The following is a 23,364-nucleotide window of genomic DNA, read 5'->3' as shown; positions in this document are numbered from 1 at the left end:
TAGTATGGATATGTTCGACAAAATTAATGACTTATATGATCGTAAGACGGTAATTGAGCTTGGCGGTGGCTATGAACGCATCGAAAAGCAACATGATAAAGGTAAATTAACAGCTCGTGAGCGTATTGAATTATTACTAGACGAAGGTACGTTTTTCGAGATTAACCCATTCATTACACACCGTACAGTAGACTTCGGTATGGACAAAATGGAAGGCCCTGGCGATGGTGTAGTAACAGGCTTTGGTAAAATTAACGGACGTCCAGTTTACTTATTCTCTCAAGATTTCACTGTTTTTGGTGGAGCGCTTGGTGAAATGCACGCTAAAAAAATGGCGACAGTAATGGATCTAGCAGCTAAAAACGGCACACCGTTTATCGGTATTAACGATTCAGGTGGCGCGCGTATTCAAGAGGGTGTTCTTTCTCTTGATGGTTACGGACACATCTTCTATCGTAATGCGATTTACTCTGGAGTAATTCCACAAATCTCTGTTATTATGGGACCTTGTGCGGGTGGAGCTGTTTATTCTCCAGCTATCACAGACTTTATCTTAATGGTTGATAAAACATCTCAAATGTTTATTACTGGACCAAAAGTAATTGAAACAGTAACAGGCGAAAAAATCTCTGCTGAAGACCTAGGTGGTTCAAAAGTAAACAATGCAGTAAGTGGTAACGCTCACTTCCGTGCACCATCTGAAGAAGCGGCAATCAATCAAATTAAACAATTATTAAGCTATTTACCACAAAATAATAAAGAAAAAGCACCGCGTCAACCACGACCAGAAGGTGACGATTACCGTCCAGAAATCGTGGATACTGTGCCAATCGAAACAACGCGTCCATATGATGTGCGTAAAGTTGTAGAACAAGTAGTGGACGAAGGTTCATTCATGGAAGTTCACTCAGAATTTGCGAAAAATGTCGTAGTTGGTTTTGCACGTATTGCTGGTGAATCTGTAGGTCTTGTATGTAACCAACCAAAAGTATTAGCTGGTGGTCTTGATATCGATTCTTCAGATAAGGCAGCTCGTTTCATTCGTACTTGTGACGCTTATAACGTGCCAATTATCACATTTGAAGACGTTTCTGGTTTCTTCCCAGGCGTAAAACAAGAGCATGGTGGTATTATCCGTCATGGTGCGAAAATCCTTTATGCATACTCTGAAGCAACTGTACCAAAAATTACAGTTATTCTACGTAAAGCATATGGTGGTGCGTACGTTGCACTTAACTCTAAATCAATCGGTGCTGACTTAGTATTCTCTTGGTCAAACGCTGAAATCGCAGTAATGGGTGCAGCAGGGGCAGCAAATATTATCTTTGCACGTGAAATTGCGAAGTCTGAAGATCCAGAAGCAACTCGTGCAGCAAAAATTGAAGAGTACAAAGAGAAATTCGCAAATCCTTATGTTGCGGCATCTCGTGGTATGGTAGACGATGTTATTGATCCTCGTGATACGCGTATCAAACTTATTCAAGCTCTAGATATGTTGTCAAACAAGCACGAAACACGTCCAGAGAAAAACACGGAAACATTCCACTATAAGTTGGACAAACCCAGTAGCCAGTTGGCTGCTGGGTTTTTTAAATGGAACGACTAAAAAATATATTCAAAAAATGACAGATAATTGAAACATTATGGCGACTCACCCGTACAAATAGGTAAGGGAGTTGAGATGAATGGAGTGGCAACAATTACAGTCTGAGCAGGAAAAACTTCATGCCCAGCTAAGAAATGTTAATAGATTAAGTGAAAAAAAGCTTTTAATTGAAGGACAAATCGAGCATGCAAGGCAGGAAATTTCCAAACATTCTATAGAACTCAATCAAATTCGAATCAAACTTGATAAGCTCGAAGGTTTTTCATTTATGAATATGATTCGAACTTGGACAGGGCAGCAAGATGAGCTAAGAGCGGAGAAAGTCGATAAAGCAGCAATTTTGGAATTGAAAAGCAATGAAGCCAAAAAAATGCTACATGATTTAACAATCGACCTGGAGCAAGTGAATCACATGCTCAACCAATCGAATGAAAAACCATTGCAACAAGCGCTAAGTCGTTTGCAAGAAAAAAAGCAAAGCTATCTTCAACTACACGAGCCTGAATATGCGCACAAATTGGAACAGCTTGCGAATGAAGAAGTGATGACGAAGCAGCTAATTCTTGAGATAACGGAAGCAGAAGAGGCGGGGGATATTGCGCTAACTAAATTAGGTCAGGCAGCAGCGTCACTGCATTCAGCGGGTGGATTTTCTACATGGGATACGTTTTTTGGAGGTGGCATTATTGCCACGCATTTAAAGCATGATGCGCTTGATAAAACCGAAAGCTATCTTCACAATGCTCAAATTGCCTTGCAACGTTTTCATAATGAATTGCTTGATGTCCAAGATTTGTCTACCCAGTCATTACATGTGGAGGCAGACGGTTTTGTAAAATTTGCGGATTATTTCTTTGATGATATTTTTTCTGCTTGGTCAGTCCATTCAAAAATATCAACAGCAAGAGAGCAAGTATCCCGTGTACAAGATGATGTACATAATACGATTAGACGTTTACAAGAAAAACATCATAAAGCAGTAGCTCATTTAGAAGAATTACAGAAAGAAAAAAAGCGATTTTACAAATTTAACAACGAAGCCGAGTCAAAAGCGAAAAAGTGTTAGATTGCTTGTGAGCAATCTAACACTTTTTTGCTATAAACGCTAGGGCGCTTGCTAAAGGGTTACCAACGATTCATGGATTTCTACGGAATGAAAAGACAAAATAAAGAAGTTACTACTAGCGTATTATTCCAACTCTTCAGTCATTGTGCTAAACTAATACTTATATTATGACGTGGAAAACACGTAAATCAAGGGAGTCTTACAACATGACAAGTCGTTTAGTAGAAGAGTTTTTTGAGCTCGTACAAATCGATTCAGAAACAAAACATGAACAACTAATTGCGCCGGTATTAATCGACAAATTAACAGCACTTGGTTTTACAGTAGTGCAAGATGATGCACATACTCGAAATGGTCATGGAGCTGGCAATATTATTGCGACATTAAAAGGTTCATTAGACATTGAGCCAATCTATTTTACTTCTCATATGGATACAGTTGTACCAGGAAAGGGCATTAAACCGTCTCTACGTGAAGATGGTTATATCGTTTCTGATGGCACAACGATTTTAGGCGCAGACGATAAAGCGGGTCTAGCAGCGATGTTTGAAATGGTAAAACGCTTAAAAGAACAGCAAATCGAACATGGTGATATCGAGTTCATCATTACAGCAGGAGAAGAAAGCGGACTTGTGGGGGCGAAAGAATTGGACCCTTCAATTATTCGTGCAAAATACGGCTTTGCGGTAGATAGTGATGGCAAAGTAGGTGGAATCGTGACAGCAGCGCCATTCCAAGCGAAAATTTTTGCCAAAATCATCGGCAAAACAGCGCATGCAGGCGTTGCTCCTGAAAAAGGTGTGTCAGCGATTACAGTTGCGTCAAAATGTATTGCACAAATGAAGCTTGGGCGTTTGGACGAAGAAACAACAGCTAATATTGGTCGCTTTGAAGGTGGTCAAGCAACGAATATAGTGTGCGATGAAGTAACGATTTTAGCAGAAGCACGCTCTATTGATAAGACAAAACTTGATGCCCAAACTCAACATATGCAAGATAAGTTCGAACAAGTTGCCGCTGCAATGGGTGCACGTGCAGAGATAGAAGTGAAACTAATGTATCCTGGTTTCCGTGTTACAGAGTCAGACAAAGTCGTTCAAGTAGCAATGGCAGCAGCCCGCAACATTGACCGCACGCCACAACTAGGTATATCTGGTGGCGGATCAGATGCCAATATTATTGCAGGCTTTGGTATCCCTACTGTGAACTTGTCAGTAGGCTATGAAGATATTCATACAACAAATGAAAAGATTCCTGTAGAAGAATTAGAAAAACTAGCAGATTTACTTGTGGAAATTGTGAAAGAGTCAGCTAAACACGAGCGCTAAAAAGAAGGAAGTGACCTAATGGAAAGTGTAAAGGCAGTAGTTTTCGCTTGTGGTACAGAAGAATATGCAGTACCGGTGGAGCAAGCAATCTCAATTGAAAAATTAGAGCAAATAACGCCCATTCCACATTTACCAAATTATTTATTAGGTTTTACAAGAAATCGAGGAGAGCTAATTCCTGTATTGGATTTTGAACGTATTCTCTATAATCGTTCATCAAATGCGGCTACAGCACGTATAATTGTCCTCAATACGGATGTCGTGAACTATGGCTTGCTCGTAACAGAGGCACGTGAAATTCTTGATTTAGATGAGTCCATTTTAAAGCAAATGGGGCTTGTTAATTATTCCAAAACACGTTACTTTACGGCAGTGGCCAATTTAGAAAACCGTATGATTACGTATGTAGATCCTAAAATTCTTGTAAATTCTTTAGATGGCATTCGAGAAATTATCAATTATTTGCACAAAATGCTGGAAAATGAAAAAGAAAACGTAGAAGCATAAGTTTTGATAAACAAAAGGAATAACATGAAAACCCCCTCCAATGTTGGAGGGGTTTTCATTTGGATTAAGAAAGTCGACCGCTATAGTCTTCAAACTTAAATTCACGAATGACTTTAATACCTTCTTCATCGTTATATGAAACGATAGATGGTAGGTTGACACCGTTAAACATATGGTTTTTAACCATTGAGTAGTGGGCCATATCTGTAAAGACAAGACGATCGCCTGGTTTTAGAGGTTCTTCAAATGAGTAATCACCGATAACATCACCTGCAAGGCATGTAAGTCCACCAAGGCGATATGTGTATGCTAGCTCATTGGCTTGACCTGACCCGATAATCATCGGACGGTAAGGCATTTCAAGTACGTCTGGCATATGACAAGTTGCCGATGTATCTAAAATAGCTAAGTCCATGCCGTTTTTCTGAATATCAAGAACCGTTGCAACTAAGTAGCCTGTATTCAGTGCTACTGCTTCACCAGGCTCTAAATACACAAGGAGATTGTACTTATCTTGAATATAATTAATGATATTCACTAGTTTTTCTACATCATAATCTTCACGCGTGATATGGTGACCACCGCCAAAGTTTAGCCATTTCATTTGGTGTAAAACATCACCAAATTTTTCTTCGACTTTTTCAATTATACGCTCTAATGTATCAGAGTTTTGCTCACACATTGCGTGGAAGTGTAAGCCATCAATACCGTCAAGCAGAGATTTGTCGAAGTTAGCTAATGTTGTACCAAGACGAGAGTTCGTATAGCAAGGATCATATAGTGCTGTTTCTATTTCAGAGTACTCAGGATTAACACGAATACCACATTCAATTGTTTTGCCAGCAGCTTTTACTTTATCCTTGTACTGTGCCCATTGGTTGAAAGAGTTAAAGACGATGTGATCAACATAGCCAAGAAGCTCGTCCATTTCATGCTCTACATAAGCAGGAGCATAAACATGAACTTCTTTGCCCATTTTTTCATAGCCAAGACGGGCTTCAAAAAGTGAGCTTGATGTAATCCCAGCTAAGTATTCACCAACTAAAGGGAATGTTGAATGCATAGAAAACCCTTTTAGAGCAAGTAAAATACGGCAGCCCGTACGATCTTGTATCGACTTTAAAAGCTCAAGATTTTTTGTTAATAGTCGTTCATCCACTACATAAGAAGGTGATGGAACTTTTGTGAAATCAATTGGTTTCATCGGCTACTTTCCTTCGCTTCGATCTCTAAGTCAAGTAATTCTGGGTTATGGCTTTCTTGCCATGGTAGACCCCATTTGTTTAATGCATCCATAAATGGATCTGGATCGAATTCTTCTACGTTCCAGACACCTGGTTTTTGCCATTGACCGTTCATAACAAGCATTGCACCGATCATTGCTGGTACGCCAGTTGTGTAAGAAATCGCTTGAGAACCAACTTCGTTATAGCACGCTTCGTGGTCACATACGTTATACACGTAGTACGTTTTTTCCTTGCCATCTTTTAAACCACGGATAATACAGCCGATATTTGTTTTACCTTTTGTACGTGGTCCTAATGATGCTGGATCTGGTAATACGGCTTTCAAGAAGTGGATTGGCTGAATCATTTGCCCTTCGAATTCGATTGGTTCAATTGAAGTCATGCCTACATTCTCTAATACTTTTAAGTGTGTTAAGTATTTTTCAGAGAATGTCATCCAGAATCGAATTTGCTTTAGACCTTTAATGTTTTTAGCAATTGATTCTAATTCTTCATGGTATAACAGGTAAATATCTTTTGGCCCGATTTCTGGTAAGTTATACACTTCTTTTTTCTCAAGTGGTGCTGTTTCAATCCACTCGCCTTCTTTCCAGTAACGACCATTCGCTGTAATTTCGCGAATATTGATTTCTGGATTGAAGTTTGTTGCGAAATGATAACCGTGGTCACCAGCATTGGCATCTACGATATCGATATAGTGGATTTCGTCGAATTCATGTTTTTGAGCATGTGCTGTGAAAACGCCTGTTACACCAGGGTCAAAACCACTACCAAGTAATGCCGTTAAGCCAGCTTTTTCAAACTTCTCTTTATAAGCCCATTGCCATTTATATTCAAATTTTGCCGTTTCAGGTGGCTCGTAGTTTGCAGTATCCACATAGTGCACACCTGTCGCTAAGCAAGCATCCATAATCGTTAAGTCCTGATAAGGTAACGCTACGTTAATGACAACATCTGGTCCGAAACTTTTAATAAGTTCGATTAATTCATCTGTATTGTCAGCGTCTACCTGTGCAGTATGAATCTTTGTTTTTCCGCCGTCTAGTTTTTCTTTTAGAGCGTCACATTTTGAAACAGTTCTACTTGCGATACAAATTTCCTCAAATACGTCCGAATTTTGAACACACTTGTGTACCACAACACTGGCTACTCCGCCAGCTCCTATAATCAATGCTTTACCCAATTGTCTACCCCCAAGTTCATATAAAGTATTGTCAAACAAGCTGATTATACAGAAAATTGATTTACTACTCAATCATTGTTTTTAAATTTCTACAAAAAATTTTTTATTTCAACATTTATTAGCCGTAATTAGTGGAGGATACCCTGATAGCTGAGCACCTAACGCGTAAAAATCCACTGCGTATTCTGGCCTGCACGACATAGGTTACAAAAACGCTCATAGTTGAGTTATTGGGTTATGCTTTAGCGTAGATAGCAGAAGTCTCCATGGATTTTTACTTGGTAGTCATGCACCTTAAATTGTTTAAAAATTGTTTGAGTGACTGGCACTCAAAGGTGGGGTTCTGCATCGCCCCATAAATAAAAAATAATGATTAACAGCGTACTTAATAATCCCATCACGAGTCCATAGGTGCTGAAAGTCACTTGCACTTGACTTTGCACAGCATAAATAAAAATGGCTCCAAGTGTTAATAAATTGCCCATAATAAGTAATAACAGATGAAAACGTTTATTCATAGCAAGCCCCTCCTAAAATAAAATTTACTTGCCCCAAAGATGAAAATATTTTACTTCAATTATCTCATAATTCAGAAAAAATATCCAAATAATAACTATTATTATGTAAAAAAGTTTGAAAGATGGAGGGATTTATCTAAATTTCGTATGGAAATAATGGTTATTTTTCTATGAATGATGAATGGTGCTTTTTGAAGCTGACGTTGCAATGCGCTTGAAACCGATTATTCTTCATGGTGTTGCAAGTAGGCTGACATTATTTATATTAAAAAAACAGCTTAAGAATGCATTGGTTTTATGATTATTGCTGTTTTTCGCTCTAAAGATGGTAAACTACCAATAAGAAAGCTCTTTGGTGAAGGTGAGGATTTTATCGTGATCAATCAATTTAATGAACAAGTACAACAAATAAATGAATTATTTGTCAGTGGCCAAGTGAAAGAAAGCTATACCTTGGCGAAGGCATTATTAAAGAACGAATTATTTGAAGCGGATGATTCTTTTCCTATTATTCAACAGCATGTGGCACTTTTAGAGGCTAATGGCTATGCTACTATGCCAGTCCACACTGCAGATAATGTAAAGCAAAGTGTCGAACGTGCGGATGGATCGTATCCAGAGCGTGATGTCCTTAGTGCCTATATTGGCAGTCAGGACGATGAGCAATTTGGTCGAGTGGTAGATGAATTATTAGCGGGGTCTATCGAAGCGCAAGCAAATGCTTACTATACAATGGCTGAATATTTTGTACTCGCAAAAGAGCCTGATAAAGCAATGGTACAATATGCGGAAGCAATTAAATTACAACCGAATATAGCACTGTATTGGGGAGCATTTGCGCAATTTATTAATCATATGGAAGCGAGCCCGTATTTGGCACTTCGTCTCATTGAAGAGGCGATTCAGCTAGATGGCATGAATGCTCGTTGGTATTATATTCAAGGGAATATCTTTTTCCAGTTAGTTGCAGCTACCAAAAATTTAAGTTACTTACCGGCACTAGAGGAAGCTTGGTCGAAAGCCAAAAAACGCTGCTCTGCTAAGCAAGTGGCGTTAAAGGTGGACATCGCTAAGTCAGAGGATTTACTAACACAGTGGAAGAAACAAATGCTATAAGGACGAGCTTTTTAATCATAGTATTCCACGGGCGTTTATGCAGGCTTTACTTGTATATTTATGAATTGTTTGAGTGACTGGCACTTAGTAAATATGCTTAACGACAGGCGTTTCAGTAGATATTTAATTGTATATTTATAAATTTTTTGAGTGGCAGGCACTACATTTCTGTATTTTTATGCTAGAATAGGATTATAAACGGACGTAAGAAGCTTATTTTATTGCATGAAAGAAGTGTTTGTTTGAGTTTATATGTTGCGTATGTATTAGTAGGGCTTGCTATAGCAATGCCTGTAGGTGCCATCACGGTCGAAATGACCAAGCAGGGGCTAAAAAATGGCTTTATGCATGGCTGGGCAGTAGGGCTTGGCGGTATGACGGTTGATGTAGTATTAGTTTTTGCTCTGTATATGGGGCTTGCTTCTATATTAGCTATGCCGCTAATTCAGCTGCCTATGTGGATTATTGGCGCCGGCTTCTTGTTTTTACTTGGGTTAGATTCTATCAAAAATGCCGATCAAGACATTACGCTAGCGGGTGAAAAAGTAACAAAATCATTTTTCACATCGTATCGCAACGGGCTTCTTGTAGCCATTTCGCCAGGAAACCTTGTTTTTTGGGTAAATGTATTCGGTGTAGTTCTAGCAAAATCGTATGACAAAGGAGAGTCAGCAAGTTTCCTAGTAATAGCTGCTGGTATACTTAGCGGTATTTTACTGCACGACATAGGTTTGATGACCATTGTTTCGGTTACACGTAAGGCGATGAGTCGAAAAATGATTAAAACCCTGACAATGATATCAGGCGTGTTATTAATTTGTTTCGCAGGTTACTTTATTTATGAATTTATTCAAGGAATTAAAATGTACAGATAATCGACAAAAGGCATTGAGAAGTAGATTCTCAATGCCTTTTTAGGTTATCATCATCGTTATGCTGGAATTGTGCGATGTTCCTCAATGCAAGCGATTATTTCTTCCGCTACTTGATGTGCCAAAGCCAGTTCAGAAGTAAAGCCTACACAAGAACAATTCATCTCACCTAAAATATAGCAATCTTCGCCTGCCTCATTTGTATCTAGCATAAAATCGGCTGTCCAAATAAGTGGTAAATCATAATTACCTAATAAGTTGGTAACGAGTGGTAACTGTGTTAAGAAGTTTTGTACAAGTTGTTCCCAATCCTCTGGTTTATCGTAGCGATATTGCGCACCAGAGAAAAGTGTAGCACTAAAGGCATCTTCAGTATCGGCTGGTTTTTTATGTACCACGTGAACTGGTTTGTCACGCAACATAAATAAGCGGATTTCGCCTTCAGTAATACGAGGAAGGAAACGCATATCAATTAACATTCCATTTGTGCCAGTAATGTACTGCTCACAAAACGTCATAAATGCACCTAGCTCCCAATACTCTACATGATTATCTTTTGCTTCAGTACATTTAATTTTGGCATCAAGAGGTACTTCTGTTATGCCAGCAGCAAGGGGCTCGACTAATTTTACTCGCCAAATACCTTCGCCAGTTGAACCTCGATTTTGTTTTAAGACACGTTCCGTCAGTGCAAGGGAAGTAGGGAATTGTGCTTTAAATGCCTCAATCGTGTAATAAGCAAATGTATCATCTGGTACTAAATTAGTAGACACTAATTTCGATAATACATCTTTCGAACCGTAGCCAATCATTGCATCCGGATGAGGCATGCCAATCACACCTGCTGCACATAACTCTCGTAGCATTTCGAAATATTCTTCCTCATGTTCTAAATTACCAGGATTAATGCGAGATACATAGGAAACGCCATTTTCTTTTACGTAGTCAAAAATTTCGTCCTTTTTTGTTACCTCAAAAAATATTACTTCCGCATCTTGTCCACGTTGTTTAAGTGCATTGACCATCGGCATTGTATCAAGTCTGTAGCCGTCAGGTCCCTTGTCAGTGCCGCCTTGTACTTCGAAGAAAATAACTTTTTTATTCATATATAGCCTCCTTAACTTCTTGATATTTTTTAGTATACTGGACAAACAAGGAGAAAAGATATACGAAATATGTAAATTTTATATATAATTTCATGGTGAAAATGTTCTCGTATAGTAGTTTACGACTAATTATTTTTTGAATAATCAAATTTCAGAGTTATTTACTATTAAACTGGGTTTAAATTACAATTATAAGTTTTTCTTCTGAAACACTGTAAGATATAAAATCATGCATAGAATCAGTAATGTGCCAATCATTTGGAAGCCCCCAAATGGAATTTGCAGCCAAAGAACACTTGTGATGACGGCCATTAAAGGTTCCAAACTACCAAGTAAGCTTGTTTCTTTTGGGGATAGGTAATGCAAACTGGCAATATAAAACCAAAATGCAAGCATCGTACCAAAAATAATGATAAAGAAAAAATAAGCAGTAGTCGCAAATGTCCAGGTCGATAGCTCAATGTGCCATGGTTGATAGAATATGCTCATGGTGACACCCCCAATGAGCATCGCCCAACCGACAACAAGTAAAGAATGGAATTGTTGTAAAAGCGGTACGGCATACAATGTATAAAAAGCGACAGCCAGACCGGATAACACACCCCAAAATACACTCATAAACGGAACAGAAAGCGTGGAAAATGAACCGTTTGTCAGCAATAAAGTCGTACCGATTAGTGTAAGTGATACAGCAATGCCATCTTGTTTGGTGAGTTTACTGTATTTTTTAATAATATAGTAACTGATAATGAAAAGTGGCGCTAAATACTGTAATAAAGTCGCTACAGCAGAATTACCGATTGCAATGGACATCATATATGTATATTGCACAGCAAGCATACCAAGTAGACTAAAGAGAATTTGTCTGAATGCATCTTGCTTTGTTCGCCACATAACAAAAATGGATTGGTGACGATGTGTTATTTTGTAAATGGCGATTAACAAGATACCAGCAACAAGCAGCCTGCTCGATACGAGCCAACCAACTTCAATATGTTCTTGCTGGAATAGTTTTTGCGCAACTGTTCCGCCAATTCCCCAAAAGCTTGCACCAAGAATGACAAGCATAAAACCAAAAGCACGGTTTTTTTTATGTTGTTGATTCATTTTCTAACATCTCCTAAACTATCAATATAAAAAATAATATACAATTTTCATTGTAAAAAATATCGTATTAACGGTTTAAACTATCAATATATTGAGGTGTTTGCATTGACATTGACGCATATTAAAGTAGCGAAGGATTTACAAGAATTAACGATACATGGTTCGAATGCATTTCCAATTGCTTTATACGAAACGACATTACAAGTAGATCGGTTGGATTTTTTGCCATTACATTGGCATAAAGAAATACAGTTCGTCTATGTCAAAAGTGGACGTGTCAACTATCGTGTAGGTGCGGACATCATACTGCTTGAGGCGGGAGAAGGGCTATTTGTCAATGCAGCATGTTTACATGAAGCAAAACCAAATGAGGTGGACCAGTCGTTGCTGTTTTGTATAAATGTTGATCCGAAATTTTTAGGCGGACATGAGGGCAGTGTGTTGACATCTAAATATGTGCAACCATATATAGCCAATAATAGACTACCATTTGTTAAGCTTTCTGGTGAGCTAGCACAAGCTATAGAACGTGTTGCCCAATTATTAAAAGAACGAAATGCCTTTTTTGAATTTCAGGTATGGAGGGGATTATTATCGATTTGGGAGGCTATTTTAATGCAATCGAAGCTTACTGAGGAAACGATACATGCTTCTATGATCGTGCAACATGAGCGTGCAAAAGAAATGCTTGACTACATTCATCGTCATTATCAAGAAAAAATAACCCTGGAAAAATTAGCTGCACATGTGTTTATCAGCAAGGCAGAATGCAGTCGTTTTTTTAAAAAAGTAGTCGGTATGACACCATTTACCTATCTATCCCATTACCGTTTAAGGAAAAGTATGGAGTTGTTGCGTGATCGTGACAAACCCATCACCTTTATTGCATCAGACACAGGCTTTAGTACAGTTAGTTACTATATTGAGCGTTTTAAAGCATATACGGGTTATTCACCACATGCGTATCGCAAAAAATTTTTAGTTGAACAGCGCAATACGTAGTGTTCGGAGAAAAGTGAATATTTCATGACATGCTCATACATTAAAAACTTTGCTTTCCTTGTAAATTGTTTACAAATGATACACTCTATTTTAAAATAAACTTAACATTAAAGTTAACTTAACTATTAACCTAACTTAAAGGATGATTTTGTATGGACCAACATGATGACGCATTATATAAACTCGTACAGGAAATTAACGATGCGATTTACTCGATGGATAGCCATTTTATAAAAGTCCATCAGCATTTAGTAACAGATGATTTGTCTACAAAGCAAATGATACTTATGGATTTTATCCATAAAAATAAAAGTGTAACCATTGGACAAATTGCTCACTATTTGAATATTACTTCAAGTGCTGTTGGTCAACTCGTGAGTAAACTTGAAGATCAACGATATGTAATCCGACAAATTAACCCCAAAAATCGCCGTGAAATTTTTGTCCACTTAGATATAGCGGGTAATCAGTATTTCGAGCGGGAAGAAGAAATTAAGCGCTATATTATTGCCAAGTATTACTCGAAACTTGAACGATCAGAATTAGTCCAATTGAAGGAGATTATTCAAAAATTAAATAACATTGTTTTGAAAGAAGGCATGGTAGAGGAAATATGAAAAGAGTGATGTCATTACGTGTAGCAGTCTAATAGTTAAAGGAGAGATTCGAAATGATGGTCTTAAAAAGAAACAAAACATCTGGATGGCGTTTTTAGTCGTTGTATTAATTAGCAACTACTCGCTTTATAATACAGGATTAGGTATGTCCATTTTACCAGCAGAAACAGCGGGCGTTGTATTTGGCTCATTACTCGACTTTATCGTCGTAATACCAGTGCTATTTATGTTGTATAAACGAAAGTTTTCTATTAAGTATGCGATTGTTTTGGCCGCAACAGGTTGTATTGCAGCACGCTTCATTATTCCAATGGATCATTTGCAACCGTATGTGGCGGTGACATGGGCTGGATTTGCAATTGAAGGGGCACTTATCGTGATCGAACTATTATTTGTTACAACGTTAGTATATTACTTACCTAAAATTATAGCAGATGTGCGGGCAAGTTCTTTACCAGACATTTTTTCTTTTCCACAAGCAGTTGAAAAACATGCTCCGAAGTATCGGATTATACAGATGCTGTGTACAGATTTACTCGTTCTTTACTACGGATTCGCAAGTTGGAAGCGAAAAGAACGGGCGGGATTAACGTTACATAAAAACTCTAGCTATATCGCCTTTCAGATAATGATGATTCATGCCATCGTGATAGAGACTATTGGTATCCACTGGTGGCTTCATGAGAAATCCATGCTATTATCCATCTTATTACTCATTATAAATATTTACTCTGTCTTATTTTTTATAGCTGATATGCAGGCAATTCGCTTAAATCCTATTTACGCAACCTCTGATTCATTATATTTATCTTTAGGTTTAATGAAGCGAGCGACCATTCGCTTCGATGCGATTGCAAAAGTGGAAGAAAACCCAGAACTGTTAAAAGAAAAATTATCGAAAGATACAATCGATTTTATTGCACGTGACTTTGGAGAAGCCTATCCTCACATGATATTGCAGATGAAAGAACCGGTAGAAGTAACGTTTATGTTAGGTCTGAAAAAGCGTTATAACAAAGTGGCAATCAAAGTCGATCAAGTACAGGAATTAAGAGACATATTACGCCAAGGTATGGAGAAAAATAAAGGGGAATGGTAAACAGCTAAAGAGGCTGGGACGTGGTGACTCCTGCACAGAACGCACACAGCGTAAGAAGCGCGCATTCTGCGCTGAGCGGAAAGCACCGCCGAAGCGGACAATAACGGCGCAGCAAAAAAGTGTTAGATTGACTGCTATCAATCTAACACTTTTTCTCTTTTGTCCAGCCTCTAGCTGTGTTTATAGCTAAGGGGATGGATTGGAAATTATTAGGTTAGTAATTGCTTTGTTATTAAATACATCTTTATGTATTGCACGATTAATACCTATCCAACCAATCCCTTTCCACATGCAAGGGGCAAGAGAACACGACTGTTATTTTTTGCCGGGGAAAATGACATAAGAAAGGCTAATGACGGCATCGATTATTAAAACAATCCCCCAAATTTTCATCACTTGTAGTAGGGAAGACGTATCGGTATGTTGACCAATAAATACAATCATCGCATACAATAAACTAGTACTAATAATGTAGGCGAGAACATGTAAACCGAGCATTTTTACTTCATGGATTCCTTTCGCCAATCCTGTTAACCGCTGTTTTTCTATCTGGATTTTTAAAAACCATTGTTGAAACTTTTCATCTGCCCATGTAATCATTGTCTTCCCATAGGCAATCGAGACACCTATATAGATAGCGGCAATACCATGAGAAGCGGATGCTGGTGTACCAGCTTTTAAGTCCATAGCAGTTAGCAAGATTAATAGAAGGTCTATAACAGGTGTAAGGGCAAAAAAGAAAATGCTTAGTTTTGGCTTGTTAAAACGGTATCTACAAACCAAAGCTATTAATATGACAATCCAAAATGCTATTTCTGCAGCGATAATCCAAGCAATCATAAAAACCCTCCATTATTTTGATACGGTTGTATTAAATAAAATTACCATAAAGTTTTAAATAATACAAATGTATTAAAATAGTCTATACTTGAAGTATGCCAAAAATAGTGAATCATGAAGAAAGAAAAGCGAGTATCGCGAAAGCCACGTGGAATGTAATTGCTAGGGATGGACTTAGAGGTGCTACAGTACGTTCAATTGCAAAGGAGGCAAATTTATCATTAGGTGCTGTTCGTTACTATTTTAACACGCATGAGGAATTAATCGTATTTGCGATGGAGTTAGTAGAGCAGCAAGTAAATGAGCGTATTGCCCAGCATTTACAAAAGCCACTACCAATTAAGCAAATTATTGTAGCAGTACTTTTGGAGCTCGTGCCAATCTCTGAACAACATATTATTGAAATGCAAGTTTGGCTAGAATTTGTTTCTTATAAGGTGCGAAGTGGAGAAGCGTCAGAAGAAAATATATTGAGCGGTATTGAAAAGATATTTGCTTATTTACAACAACAAAATTTACTGCAAGATGGACTAGTACTACACGATGAAATTGTCCATTTACATGCATTTATTGATGGTCTTGCCCTGCATGTTTTAATGGGCTTAGTACCAATGGATAAAGTGCGACTTCAATGTTTAATTGAAAAAGAAATAGATAAAGTATTAAAACTATAAAACAAGTGGTTTGCCCATCTAGTGTTAATCTAGATGGGCAATTGCTTTTAGTATGTCTTCACTAACGGCATCCCAAAATTGACGTTGTACGGAATCGCTATACGTATAAAGGTGTTTCTTTTGCACATGCCTATAAATTTCCTCTATTGCTTCCTTGTGGAAAGATAGACGGTGATTCATTGTTTGACGTTCTTCCTCGATACACAATAACTTATAAATATCCGTCAGTCGTTCAAGCTTTGCACACTTCTGTTTCGTATCCTCATATTGAACTTGATGAAACCTTCCTATGGCCGTATGCATTGAGATTTTTTCTCGATGTTCTGCTTGCAATGTTCGATATTCTTCTTGCCGAATAGCTACACGATACCAAAATTCATAACGCAACGGTAAATCTCTTATTTCGTAAGTAAGCAAAGTATTTAAAATACTGCTCATTTGTTCATATGTATCTAGCTTTTTATCTGTCTCCTTAAATAGTCCAAACATTTTGCCACCCCCTGTTTTGATTAATACTACAACCTATGATAAAAACCCTTTAATATTTCTTGGGAAATAATCCAACGTTGATAAAACGGGGTGAATATCCGATCAATCGAGTGAAATTTAGGATAGAATACCCTCGGAAAAAGCATTATCTGAATCATTTATGTAAAAATGCAAAAAAAGGCATTTACAAAAGGAAAAAGAATGTGTTAACTTAAAAACTATAGTTGGTTAACTAAAAGAGGGGGAGGTACAGTTGCAACACTTTTGGGTTGTTGGAACAGATACAGATGTTGGAAAAACATTTGTCACCACATTATTAATGCGTAATTTGCAAAAACAGGGCGTACGTGTAACGCCTTATAAACCAGTCCAAACTGGTGAAGTGTATGATGGTGAACAAGCCTATTACTTCGACACAGCGATGTATGAAAAATATTCCTTGCAATTGCTAGACAGAGAGAATTTAAATGGCTATTCATTTAAAGAGGCTGCATCGCCACATTTTGCGGCTCAACTGGAGGGGCAGCAAATTGACACACAGCAGTTATTAAAGCAAATGCAACTTTTACAGCAAACATGGGATGTTGTTATTTGTGAAGGAGCGGGTGGGCTCTTTGTGCCATTAGATGCATGTGGCGAAACGACATTGTTGGATGTCATTGTTGAAAGTAAACTACCCGTTGTCGTGGTTACACGAACAGCACTAGGAACAATTAACCATACGCTCTTAACGTTAGAGGCATTGACTACACGGAAAATTGAAGTGCTTGGTCTTGTATTTAACGGTGATATGGGGAGCAGGATGGAGCAAGACAATATTCAAACGATTTTACAGTATTATACATTGCCCTATATGACGATACCAAAGCTGGAAGAGCTGTCGGACATTAATGAGTATGCAATTACGGGCACATCATTGTTTGAAAGGCTGATTAGACGTGAAACAAGTATTAACTGAGCTACAAGAAAAAGATTTACAACATGTCTGGCATCCTTGCTCACAAATGAAAGATTATGAGGCTTTTCCACCAATCGTGATAAAAAAAGGCGAAGGTGTATGGCTGTATAATGAACAGAATCAACGCTATCTTGATGCGGTATCTTCATGGTGGGTCAATTTATTTGGACATGCCAATCCACGTATTAGCCAAGCATTAAGTGAACAAGCATTTACGTTGGAGCATACAATTTTTGCGAATTTTTCACATGAGCCAGCGATTAAACTCGCACAAAAATTAGTAGCTTTAACACCACAAAGTTTACAAAAAGTATTTTTTGCAGATAATGGTTCATCTGCTATAGAAGTCGCTTTAAAAATGAGTTTTCAATATCATATGCAAACGGGGAAAACGCAAAAAAAACGCTTTTTGGCATTAACGGATGCCTACCATGGTGAAACATTAGGTGCTTTATCCGTCGGTGGCGTAGATCTTTATAACGAAGTGTATCAACCACTGTTATTGGATACGGTACGAGCACAAGGCCTAGATTGTTTCCGTTGCCCATTCAAGCATCATCCGGATAGTTGCCATGCCCAATGTATTAGTTTTGTAGAGGATCAGTTGCGCATGCATCATAAGGAAATTACGGCGGTTATTATTGAGCCACTCATTCAAGCGGCAGCAGGGATGAAAATGTATCCAGCTATTTATTTGCGACGTTTACGTGAACTATGTACGCAATATGATGTGCATCTAATTGCAGACGAAATTGCTGTAGGTTTTGGGCGCACAGGTACACTTTTTGCCTGTGAGCAGGCTAATATCTCTCCGGATTTTATGTGTTTATCAAAAGGTTTAACAGGTGGGTATTTACCACTGTCTGTCGTAATGACGACGAATGATGTATATCAGGCATTTTATGATGATTATGCCACGATGAAGGCGTTTTTACATTCACATAGTTACACAGGGAATACACTTGCCTGCCGTGTTGCTCTAGAGGTATTGGCGATATTTGAAGAAGAACAGTATATAGACGTTGTGCAAGACAAAGGTGAACGAATGCGAAAGCTAGCCTTGGAGGCTTTTAGTGATTTACCTTTTGTTGGTGAATATCGGCAAGTTGGGTTTGTCGGGGCGATTGAACTTGTGGCGAATCGCGATACCAAAGAGCCATTACCGAGTGAGGAGCGCATCGGCTATCAAATATACAAAAGGGCTTTAGCAAAAGGGTTACTGATTCGTCCACTTGGGAATGTTTTGTATTTCATGCCACCATACATTATAACGGACGATGAAATGCAATTTATGATTCAAACAACAAAAGATACAATTGTTCAATTTTTTGAAGAGCGGGAGGGATGAGGGCATGTTGAAACAACAGTCAACGTTATCACTTGTGATGATTGCGATGTTTGCTGCATTAACAGCAGTTGGTGCCTTCATTAAAATTCCATTACCGCTCGTGCCGTTTACATTACAAATTGTCTTTGTCTTTTTAGCGGGCTGCTTACTAGGTGGTCGCAATGGATTTCAAAGTCAGCTAGTTTACATAGGAATAGGTTTAGTTGGCTTGCCAGTTTTTACACAAGGTGGAGGCATTACATATGTATTGCAGCCGACTTTTGGTTACTTAATAGGATTTGCTCTTGCTGCATTAGTAATCGGCTATATGATTGATCGAGTAGAATCACCAACGAAAAAGCATTTCATTGTTGCCAATATTATAGGGCTTATCATTATTTATGCAGTCGCAGTACCTTATTTATATGTAGCATTAAATGTATGGTTAAACATGAAATCAAGTTGGTCTCATGTATTTTTAGTAGGCTTTGTCAATAGTATTGTTGCAGACTTTTGCTTAGCAATTGCTTCTGCCCTTTTAGCTGAACGTCTATACAAAGTATTCCGTTCCGCTAGAGCTATAAAACTTGTGCAAATTGAAAAGGAGAATGTTTAGTGAATTGGTTACAATTAGCAGATGAAGTGATTGCAGGCAAGGTAATTAGCGATGATGAGGCACTTGCCATTTTAAATAGTGATGATGATGATATTTTAAAGCTAATGGACGGCGCATTTGCCATTCGTAAGCACTATTACGGGAAAAAAGTAAAGTTAAATATGATTATGAATGCTAAAAGTGGCTATTGCCCAGAGGATTGTGGCTATTGCTCGCAGTCATCTAAATCGACCGCTCCTATTGAGAAATATCCGTTCATTACAAAAGAAGAAATATTAGCGGGGGCAAAGCGTGCGTTTGAAAATAAAATTGGTACGTATTGCATCGTCGCAAGCGGACGTGGGCCGACTCGTAAAGATGTCAATGTAGTGAGTGAAGCCGTTGAAGAAATTAAAGCAAAATATGGCTTAAAAGTTTGCGCTTGCTTAGGTTTACTAAAAGAAGAACAAGCACAACAATTAAAAGAAGCGGGGGTTGATCGCTACAATCATAACTTAAATACATCAGAGCGTCACCATTCCTATATTACGACGACGCACACATATGAGGATCGTGTTAATACCGTTGAGGTTGTAAAGAAACATGGTATTTCCCCATGTTCTGGAGCCATTATTGGGATGAAAGAAACGAAAATGGATGTCGTGGAAATTGCACGCGCATTGCATCAGTTGGACGCGGATTCAATTCCAGTTAACTTCTTACATGCAATTGATGGAACGAAACTTGAAGGAACACAGGACTTAAATCCTCGCTATTGCTTAAAAGTATTAGCATTATTCCGCTATATGAATCCTTCGAAGGAAATTAGAATTTCCGGTGGTCGCGAAGTCAATTTAGGATTCCTTCAGCCATTTGGACTGTATGCAGCAAATAGTATTTTTGTTGGGAATTACTTGACTACTGAAGGACAAGAAGCCAATAGCGATTATCGTATGCTTGAAGATTTGGGCTTTGAAATCGAGCTGACACAAAAGCAAGAAGAAGCATTTTGTTCTTAATTCAACCAATCATTATGAAATAAAATCTACTACTACACAATATGATTACCTCAAAACCGTTTGAGCGTCGTGGAAAAGGCGCACAGACGGTTTTTGGTCGATAAAAGAGAAGGAGAAAGGTAAATAAATGGTTCCGATAATATACCTATAAAATGATGGTTTTCACAAAATGTTCAATGAAAGCGTTTTGAAATTGAACAGTTTGTGAAGGGCTTCACATAAAGCTTTATTTTTTAAAAAAAGAGCGTAAAATGAAAATTAGCAAGAGTTGTTATAAGACAGTTTGTTCTTTGTATCACATGTTAGGTGATTGTTATATTACAAAAATAATAGGTAAGGGAGAGGTTAAGATGTGGGTTATTACAGTTTTTGAGAAAAAAAATGTGCGTATTTTTGAATATACAAACAAAAATGAGGCAACAGCCGCATTAGCAAAATTTAAGAAAAATGCCGTATTAACATATACAAAATAATACTTGATCGATTTAAATCTAAAAATAACCCCTCATTGTACAATATAACGTACAATGAGGGGTTTTGTTAATGAAAAAGTATGGAGAAAGCACTGTAAATTAATAAAATTGCCATGAAAATATTGAATGGTTGTTGATACTGTAAAAGTACTTTTCGAAAGGTAGAGCCAAATAGAGACCAGCTAAATGTACTTATAATCCCGACAAACCCTAAAAATAATGCAAATAAAATGTAACTCATATAGGAAGTGTAATACGGCAAAATATAGGTCGCAACGACCGTAATGCCAAACAAAATTCCTTTTGGATTGACGAACTGTAGAAAGGTTCCAAGTAGTAAAAGGTTTCGTTTATGCTCCTCTAGATGGTCAGGATTCGAATCTACGTGGTCTTTGGTTGTCGCAATTTTAAAAGCTAAATACAACATATAGCCTACTCCTAAAATCGTTAGTGGAAATGTAATAATGGGCATAATTTGACTAACAGCAAAATTAAAAAAACTACTTAAAGCGGTTATTGTAAAGAAGCCAATGCCCACACCGAGACAAAACTGCATCATTTTTTTTAATCCATATTGGTTGGCATAGGCCATTGCCATAATGTTGTTCGGCTCGGGTGTAAAGCTTGTAATGATAACGAATACTAAAAAGGATATGTAAGGCATTTTAGACCTCCTCATTTTTTGTGCGTTATATCGTCCTAAATAAACTATATAACGTCCTGTTTTTTTATTATACATAAAGGTCGTTATATTGTACAATTTTTTAAGGGGTGCTTGTATTTGGAAGAAATTCATTTAATTTTTGCAAGGAATTTAAAAGCTATTCGCGAAAAAGAAAAACTCAGTTTAGAAAAAGTGTCTCAGCTATGTGGGGTTAGTAAAACGATGATCGGGCAAATTGAAAGAGGCGAGTCTAGTCCAACGCTTACAACAATCTGGAAAATCGCAACTGGTTTAAAGGTTTCCTTTACTGCTCTTATTCATCAGCCACAGACGGATACAGAAGTCGTGTTGAAAAAGGATATTCAAGTATTATCAGAAGATAATGGGAAATATAGAGTGTATCCAAATTTTCCATTTCAAGAAGATAGTCGTTTTGAAATCTATACAATAGAGATTGATCAAGGTGGCCAACTAAGCGCTGAGGGTCATAAAGAAGGAACAGAGGAATTTATTACTGTTTTTACAGGTGAATTAATGATTCAGGTCAATGACCATAACTACACATTAACAACTGGTGATTCCATCCGATTTAAAGCTGACAGACCGCATTACTATACTAATGCAGGTGATACATTAACGAAGTTAAGCATGACCATCTATTATCCGAATGAAAGATAAAAAAATCGTATGAGCGCTTATGGATAGGGCTCATACGATTTTTTTTATTGCATTATAAAATGCTGCCTAAACGTTTAATGCCTTCACGAATAATGTCAGGTGTTGCATTTGTATAGTTCAGACGCATCGTGTTAACACCTGTTTTTGACGTATAGAAGGGATCACCAGGAACGAAAGCGACCTTTTGCTCCATTGCTTTATTAAAGACGTCCAATGCTGCGACACCGTTATTCATTGTCGCCCAAATAAACATCCCACCATCTGGACGAGTGTATTCAACATGTGCAGGGAAGAATTCCTGCATCGCATCTAGCATTGCATCAGATTGATTTTTATATAAAGCAATGATTTTTTTTACGTGTTCTGTATAATCATTATTTGCTAAGTAATCATAAATCACATATTGTGAGAAAATGTTTGTGTGTAGGTCAGTTGCTTGCTTTGCTGTTTCAATATGTTTCATTAACACTTTGTTTTTCGTAATAATAAAGCCAAGGCGCATACCTGGTGTAACTGTTTTAGAGAAAGAACCTAGTAAAATACTATTTTCGAGTTTTCCGGCACCGATATAAGGAAGTGGTTCACCTTGGAAGCGTAGTTCTCCATATGGATCATCTTCAATTAATGCTACGTCGTATTTAGCAATAATGTCATATATTTGTTGACGTTTTTCCTTTGAATACGTAAGACCGGTTGGATTTTGGAAGTTAGGTACTGTATAGATGAATTTTACGTTTGGCTGCTGTAACGCATTCTCTAATTCTTCTAAATTAAGGCCATCGTTTTCAAGGGTTACACCATAGAAATTAGGCTCACTTAATGTGAAGGCTTGAATCGCGCCTAAATAGCCTGGTTCCTCAATGACAATGCCATCCCCTTTATTAATAAGTACTTTACCAATCAGTTCAAGCGCTTGCTGTGAACCAGTTGTAATCAATATATCATCTGCACTAATATCTAACCCATGAACACGTTTGTACTTAGCTGCGATGTATTCACGTAAAGGTGCATAGCCTTGTGTAGATGAATATTGGAATAATCGACTGCCATTTTCACGAATCGCATGGTCAACAGATGCTTTTAATGCATCGATTGGGAAAGAGATGGGGTTTGGTAGCCCACCTGCAAAGGAAATGACATCCTCGGCATCCGTTACTTTTAAAATATTACGGATGAATGAAGATGGTGTGTTTAAGATTCTTTCAGAATATTGCATAATTTTATCGGTCCCTTTTTCTGATTTTTTAAAAATTATAGCATTGTAATCATTTGC

The 23,364-nt window shown here is 37.7% G+C and carries 24 protein-coding genes and 1 pseudogene; 16 read left to right on the top strand and 9 right to left on the bottom strand.

All coding sequences use genetic code 11. The annotated features are described in order from the left end of the window. Window positions 1–4 precede the first annotated feature (4 nt). The 4 genes and pseudogenes from LO754_RS14455 to LO754_RS14440 all read left to right on the top strand — a co-directional run bounded on the left by LO754_RS14455 (window position 5) and on the right by LO754_RS14440 (window position 4,507). A pseudogene (locus LO754_RS14455) lies at window positions 5–1,551 on the top strand (acyl-CoA carboxylase subunit beta). 134 nt (window positions 1,552–1,685) lie between these two features. Beyond that, the gene (locus tag LO754_RS14450) at window positions 1,686–2,672 is read left to right on the top strand and encodes a hypothetical protein (RefSeq protein ID WP_231784667.1); all 987 of its coding nucleotides are present in this window, start codon (window positions 1,686–1,688) and stop codon (window positions 2,670–2,672) included. Window positions 2,673–2,878: 206 nt separating this feature from the next. After that, the gene (locus LO754_RS14445) at window positions 2,879–4,000 is read left to right on the top strand and encodes a M20/M25/M40 family metallo-hydrolase (protein WP_231784666.1); all 1,122 of its coding nucleotides are present in this window, start codon (window positions 2,879–2,881) and stop codon (window positions 3,998–4,000) included. 18 nt (window positions 4,001–4,018) lie between these two features. Further along, entirely contained in the window at window positions 4,019–4,507 is a 489-nt protein-coding gene (locus LO754_RS14440; protein ID WP_024361145.1) for a chemotaxis protein CheW, read from the top strand. 64 nt (window positions 4,508–4,571) lie between these two features. Here the strand turns inward: LO754_RS14440 and nspC are convergent, their stop codons facing one another. The 3 genes from nspC to LO754_RS14425 all read right to left on the bottom strand — a co-directional run bounded on the left by nspC (window position 4,572) and on the right by LO754_RS14425 (window position 7,455). Then, a complete protein-coding gene (gene nspC / locus LO754_RS14435) occupies window positions 4,572–5,711 on the bottom strand; it encodes a carboxynorspermidine decarboxylase (protein WP_231784665.1) in 1,140 nt (379 codons plus the stop codon). After that, window positions 5,708–6,937, bottom strand: coding sequence for a saccharopine dehydrogenase family protein (locus LO754_RS14430; RefSeq protein WP_024361143.1), 1,230 nt, complete (start codon window positions 6,935–6,937; stop codon window positions 5,708–5,710). Before LO754_RS14430 ends, nspC begins: the two co-directional genes overlap by 4 nt. A 329-nt stretch (window positions 6,938–7,266) precedes the next feature. Further along, the gene (locus tag LO754_RS14425; protein ID WP_231784664.1) at window positions 7,267–7,455 is read right to left on the bottom strand and encodes a hypothetical protein; all 189 of its coding nucleotides are present in this window, start codon (window positions 7,453–7,455) and stop codon (window positions 7,267–7,269) included. Window positions 7,456–7,752: 297 nt separating this feature from the next. On the opposite strand from LO754_RS14425, the gene LO754_RS14420 reads away from it, so the two are divergent. Beyond that, on the top strand, window positions 7,753–8,571 hold the full coding sequence (locus LO754_RS14420; RefSeq protein WP_227665355.1) for a tetratricopeptide repeat protein: 819 nt from the start codon (window positions 7,753–7,755) through the stop codon (window positions 8,569–8,571). A 242-nt stretch (window positions 8,572–8,813) separates the two neighbouring features. After that, window positions 8,814–9,446: a LysE family transporter gene (locus tag LO754_RS14415; RefSeq protein ID WP_231784663.1), complete on the top strand. Its 633-nt coding sequence runs from the start codon at window positions 8,814–8,816 to the stop codon at window positions 9,444–9,446. Between the two features lie 56 nt (window positions 9,447–9,502). Here LO754_RS14415 and LO754_RS14410 read toward each other — a convergent pair whose 3' ends face one another. Both LO754_RS14410 and LO754_RS14405 read right to left on the bottom strand, forming a co-directional pair. Further along, window positions 9,503–10,549, bottom strand: a complete 1,047-nt coding sequence (locus LO754_RS14410) for a Cj0069 family protein (protein WP_108030040.1) — start codon at window positions 10,547–10,549, stop codon at window positions 9,503–9,505. 189 nt (window positions 10,550–10,738) lie between these two features. Next, on the bottom strand, window positions 10,739–11,656 hold the full coding sequence (locus LO754_RS14405) for an EamA family transporter (protein ID WP_231784662.1): 918 nt from the start codon (window positions 11,654–11,656) through the stop codon (window positions 10,739–10,741). Window positions 11,657–11,767: 111 nt separating this feature from the next. On the opposite strand from LO754_RS14405, the gene LO754_RS14400 reads away from it, so the two are divergent. The 3 genes from LO754_RS14400 (at window position 11,768) to LO754_RS14390 (ending at window position 14,374) form a co-directional block, all read left to right on the top strand. Beyond that, window positions 11,768–12,658, top strand: a complete 891-nt coding sequence (locus tag LO754_RS14400; RefSeq protein WP_231784661.1) for an AraC family transcriptional regulator — start codon at window positions 11,768–11,770, stop codon at window positions 12,656–12,658. Window positions 12,659–12,810: 152 nt separating this feature from the next. Further along, on the top strand, window positions 12,811–13,275 hold the full coding sequence (locus LO754_RS14395; protein WP_231784660.1) for a MarR family transcriptional regulator: 465 nt from the start codon (window positions 12,811–12,813) through the stop codon (window positions 13,273–13,275). Between the two features lie 85 nt (window positions 13,276–13,360). After that, on the top strand, window positions 13,361–14,374 hold the full coding sequence (locus LO754_RS14390) for a beta-carotene 15,15'-monooxygenase (RefSeq protein WP_231784659.1): 1,014 nt from the start codon (window positions 13,361–13,363) through the stop codon (window positions 14,372–14,374). A gap of 315 nt (window positions 14,375–14,689) precedes the next feature. On the opposite strand, the gene LO754_RS14385 is transcribed toward LO754_RS14390, so the two are convergent. Then, window positions 14,690–15,214 carry a hypothetical protein gene (locus LO754_RS14385; protein WP_025219903.1) on the bottom strand — a complete coding sequence of 175 codons (525 nt, stop codon included), beginning with the start codon at window positions 15,212–15,214 and terminating at the stop codon, window positions 14,690–14,692. Window positions 15,215–15,321: 107 nt separating this feature from the next. On the opposite strand from LO754_RS14385, the gene LO754_RS14380 reads away from it, so the two are divergent. Next, entirely contained in the window at window positions 15,322–15,888 is a 567-nt protein-coding gene (locus tag LO754_RS14380) for a TetR/AcrR family transcriptional regulator (RefSeq protein ID WP_158497891.1), read from the top strand. 24 nt (window positions 15,889–15,912) lie between these two features. Here LO754_RS14380 and LO754_RS14375 read toward each other — a convergent pair whose 3' ends face one another. Next, the gene (locus tag LO754_RS14375; RefSeq protein ID WP_024361133.1) at window positions 15,913–16,377 is read right to left on the bottom strand and encodes a hypothetical protein; all 465 of its coding nucleotides are present in this window, start codon (window positions 16,375–16,377) and stop codon (window positions 15,913–15,915) included. 253 nt (window positions 16,378–16,630) lie between these two features. On the opposite strand from LO754_RS14375, the gene bioD reads away from it, so the two are divergent. The 5 genes from bioD (at window position 16,631) to LO754_RS23485 (ending at window position 20,749) form a co-directional block, all read left to right on the top strand. Beyond that, window positions 16,631–17,335 carry a dethiobiotin synthase gene (gene bioD, locus LO754_RS14370; RefSeq protein ID WP_024361132.1) on the top strand — a complete coding sequence of 235 codons (705 nt, stop codon included), beginning with the start codon at window positions 16,631–16,633 and terminating at the stop codon, window positions 17,333–17,335. Then, the gene (gene bioA, locus LO754_RS14365) at window positions 17,316–18,683 is read left to right on the top strand and encodes an adenosylmethionine--8-amino-7-oxononanoate transaminase (protein ID WP_231784658.1); all 1,368 of its coding nucleotides are present in this window, start codon (window positions 17,316–17,318) and stop codon (window positions 18,681–18,683) included. Before bioD ends, bioA begins: the two co-directional genes overlap by 20 nt. Before the next feature lie 4 nt (window positions 18,684–18,687). Next, window positions 18,688–19,278 carry a biotin transporter BioY gene (locus LO754_RS14360; protein ID WP_024361130.1) on the top strand — a complete coding sequence of 197 codons (591 nt, stop codon included), beginning with the start codon at window positions 18,688–18,690 and terminating at the stop codon, window positions 19,276–19,278. Then, the gene (gene bioB, locus LO754_RS14355) at window positions 19,278–20,276 is read left to right on the top strand and encodes a biotin synthase BioB (RefSeq protein WP_231784657.1); all 999 of its coding nucleotides are present in this window, start codon (window positions 19,278–19,280) and stop codon (window positions 20,274–20,276) included. Before LO754_RS14360 ends, bioB begins: the two co-directional genes overlap by 1 nt. A gap of 350 nt (window positions 20,277–20,626) precedes the next feature. After that, window positions 20,627–20,749 carry a hypothetical protein gene (locus tag LO754_RS23485; protein ID WP_255313762.1) on the top strand — a complete coding sequence of 41 codons (123 nt, stop codon included), beginning with the start codon at window positions 20,627–20,629 and terminating at the stop codon, window positions 20,747–20,749. 67 nt (window positions 20,750–20,816) lie between these two features. Here LO754_RS23485 and LO754_RS14350 read toward each other — a convergent pair whose 3' ends face one another. Further along, complete coding sequence (locus tag LO754_RS14350) at window positions 20,817–21,413, bottom strand: LysE family transporter (RefSeq protein WP_231784656.1); 597 nt, start codon at window positions 21,411–21,413, stop codon at window positions 20,817–20,819. A 117-nt stretch (window positions 21,414–21,530) separates the two neighbouring features. Between LO754_RS14350 and LO754_RS14345 the strand changes: the two genes are divergently transcribed. Further along, window positions 21,531–22,091: a helix-turn-helix domain-containing protein gene (locus tag LO754_RS14345; protein ID WP_435892035.1), complete on the top strand. Its 561-nt coding sequence runs from the start codon at window positions 21,531–21,533 to the stop codon at window positions 22,089–22,091. Between the two features lie 52 nt (window positions 22,092–22,143). Here LO754_RS14345 and LO754_RS14340 read toward each other — a convergent pair whose 3' ends face one another. After that, a complete protein-coding gene (locus LO754_RS14340) occupies window positions 22,144–23,307 on the bottom strand; it encodes an aminotransferase-like domain-containing protein (RefSeq protein ID WP_024361126.1) in 1,164 nt (387 codons plus the stop codon). Between the last annotated feature and the right edge of the window lie 57 nt (window positions 23,308–23,364).

Source organism: Lysinibacillus sp. GJ-1 (genome assembly GCF_021166035.1).
Classification (GTDB): Bacteria; Bacillota; Bacilli; order Bacillales_A; family Planococcaceae; genus Lysinibacillus; species Lysinibacillus sphaericus.
This window is presented reverse-complemented; position numbering and strand designations above follow the sequence as displayed.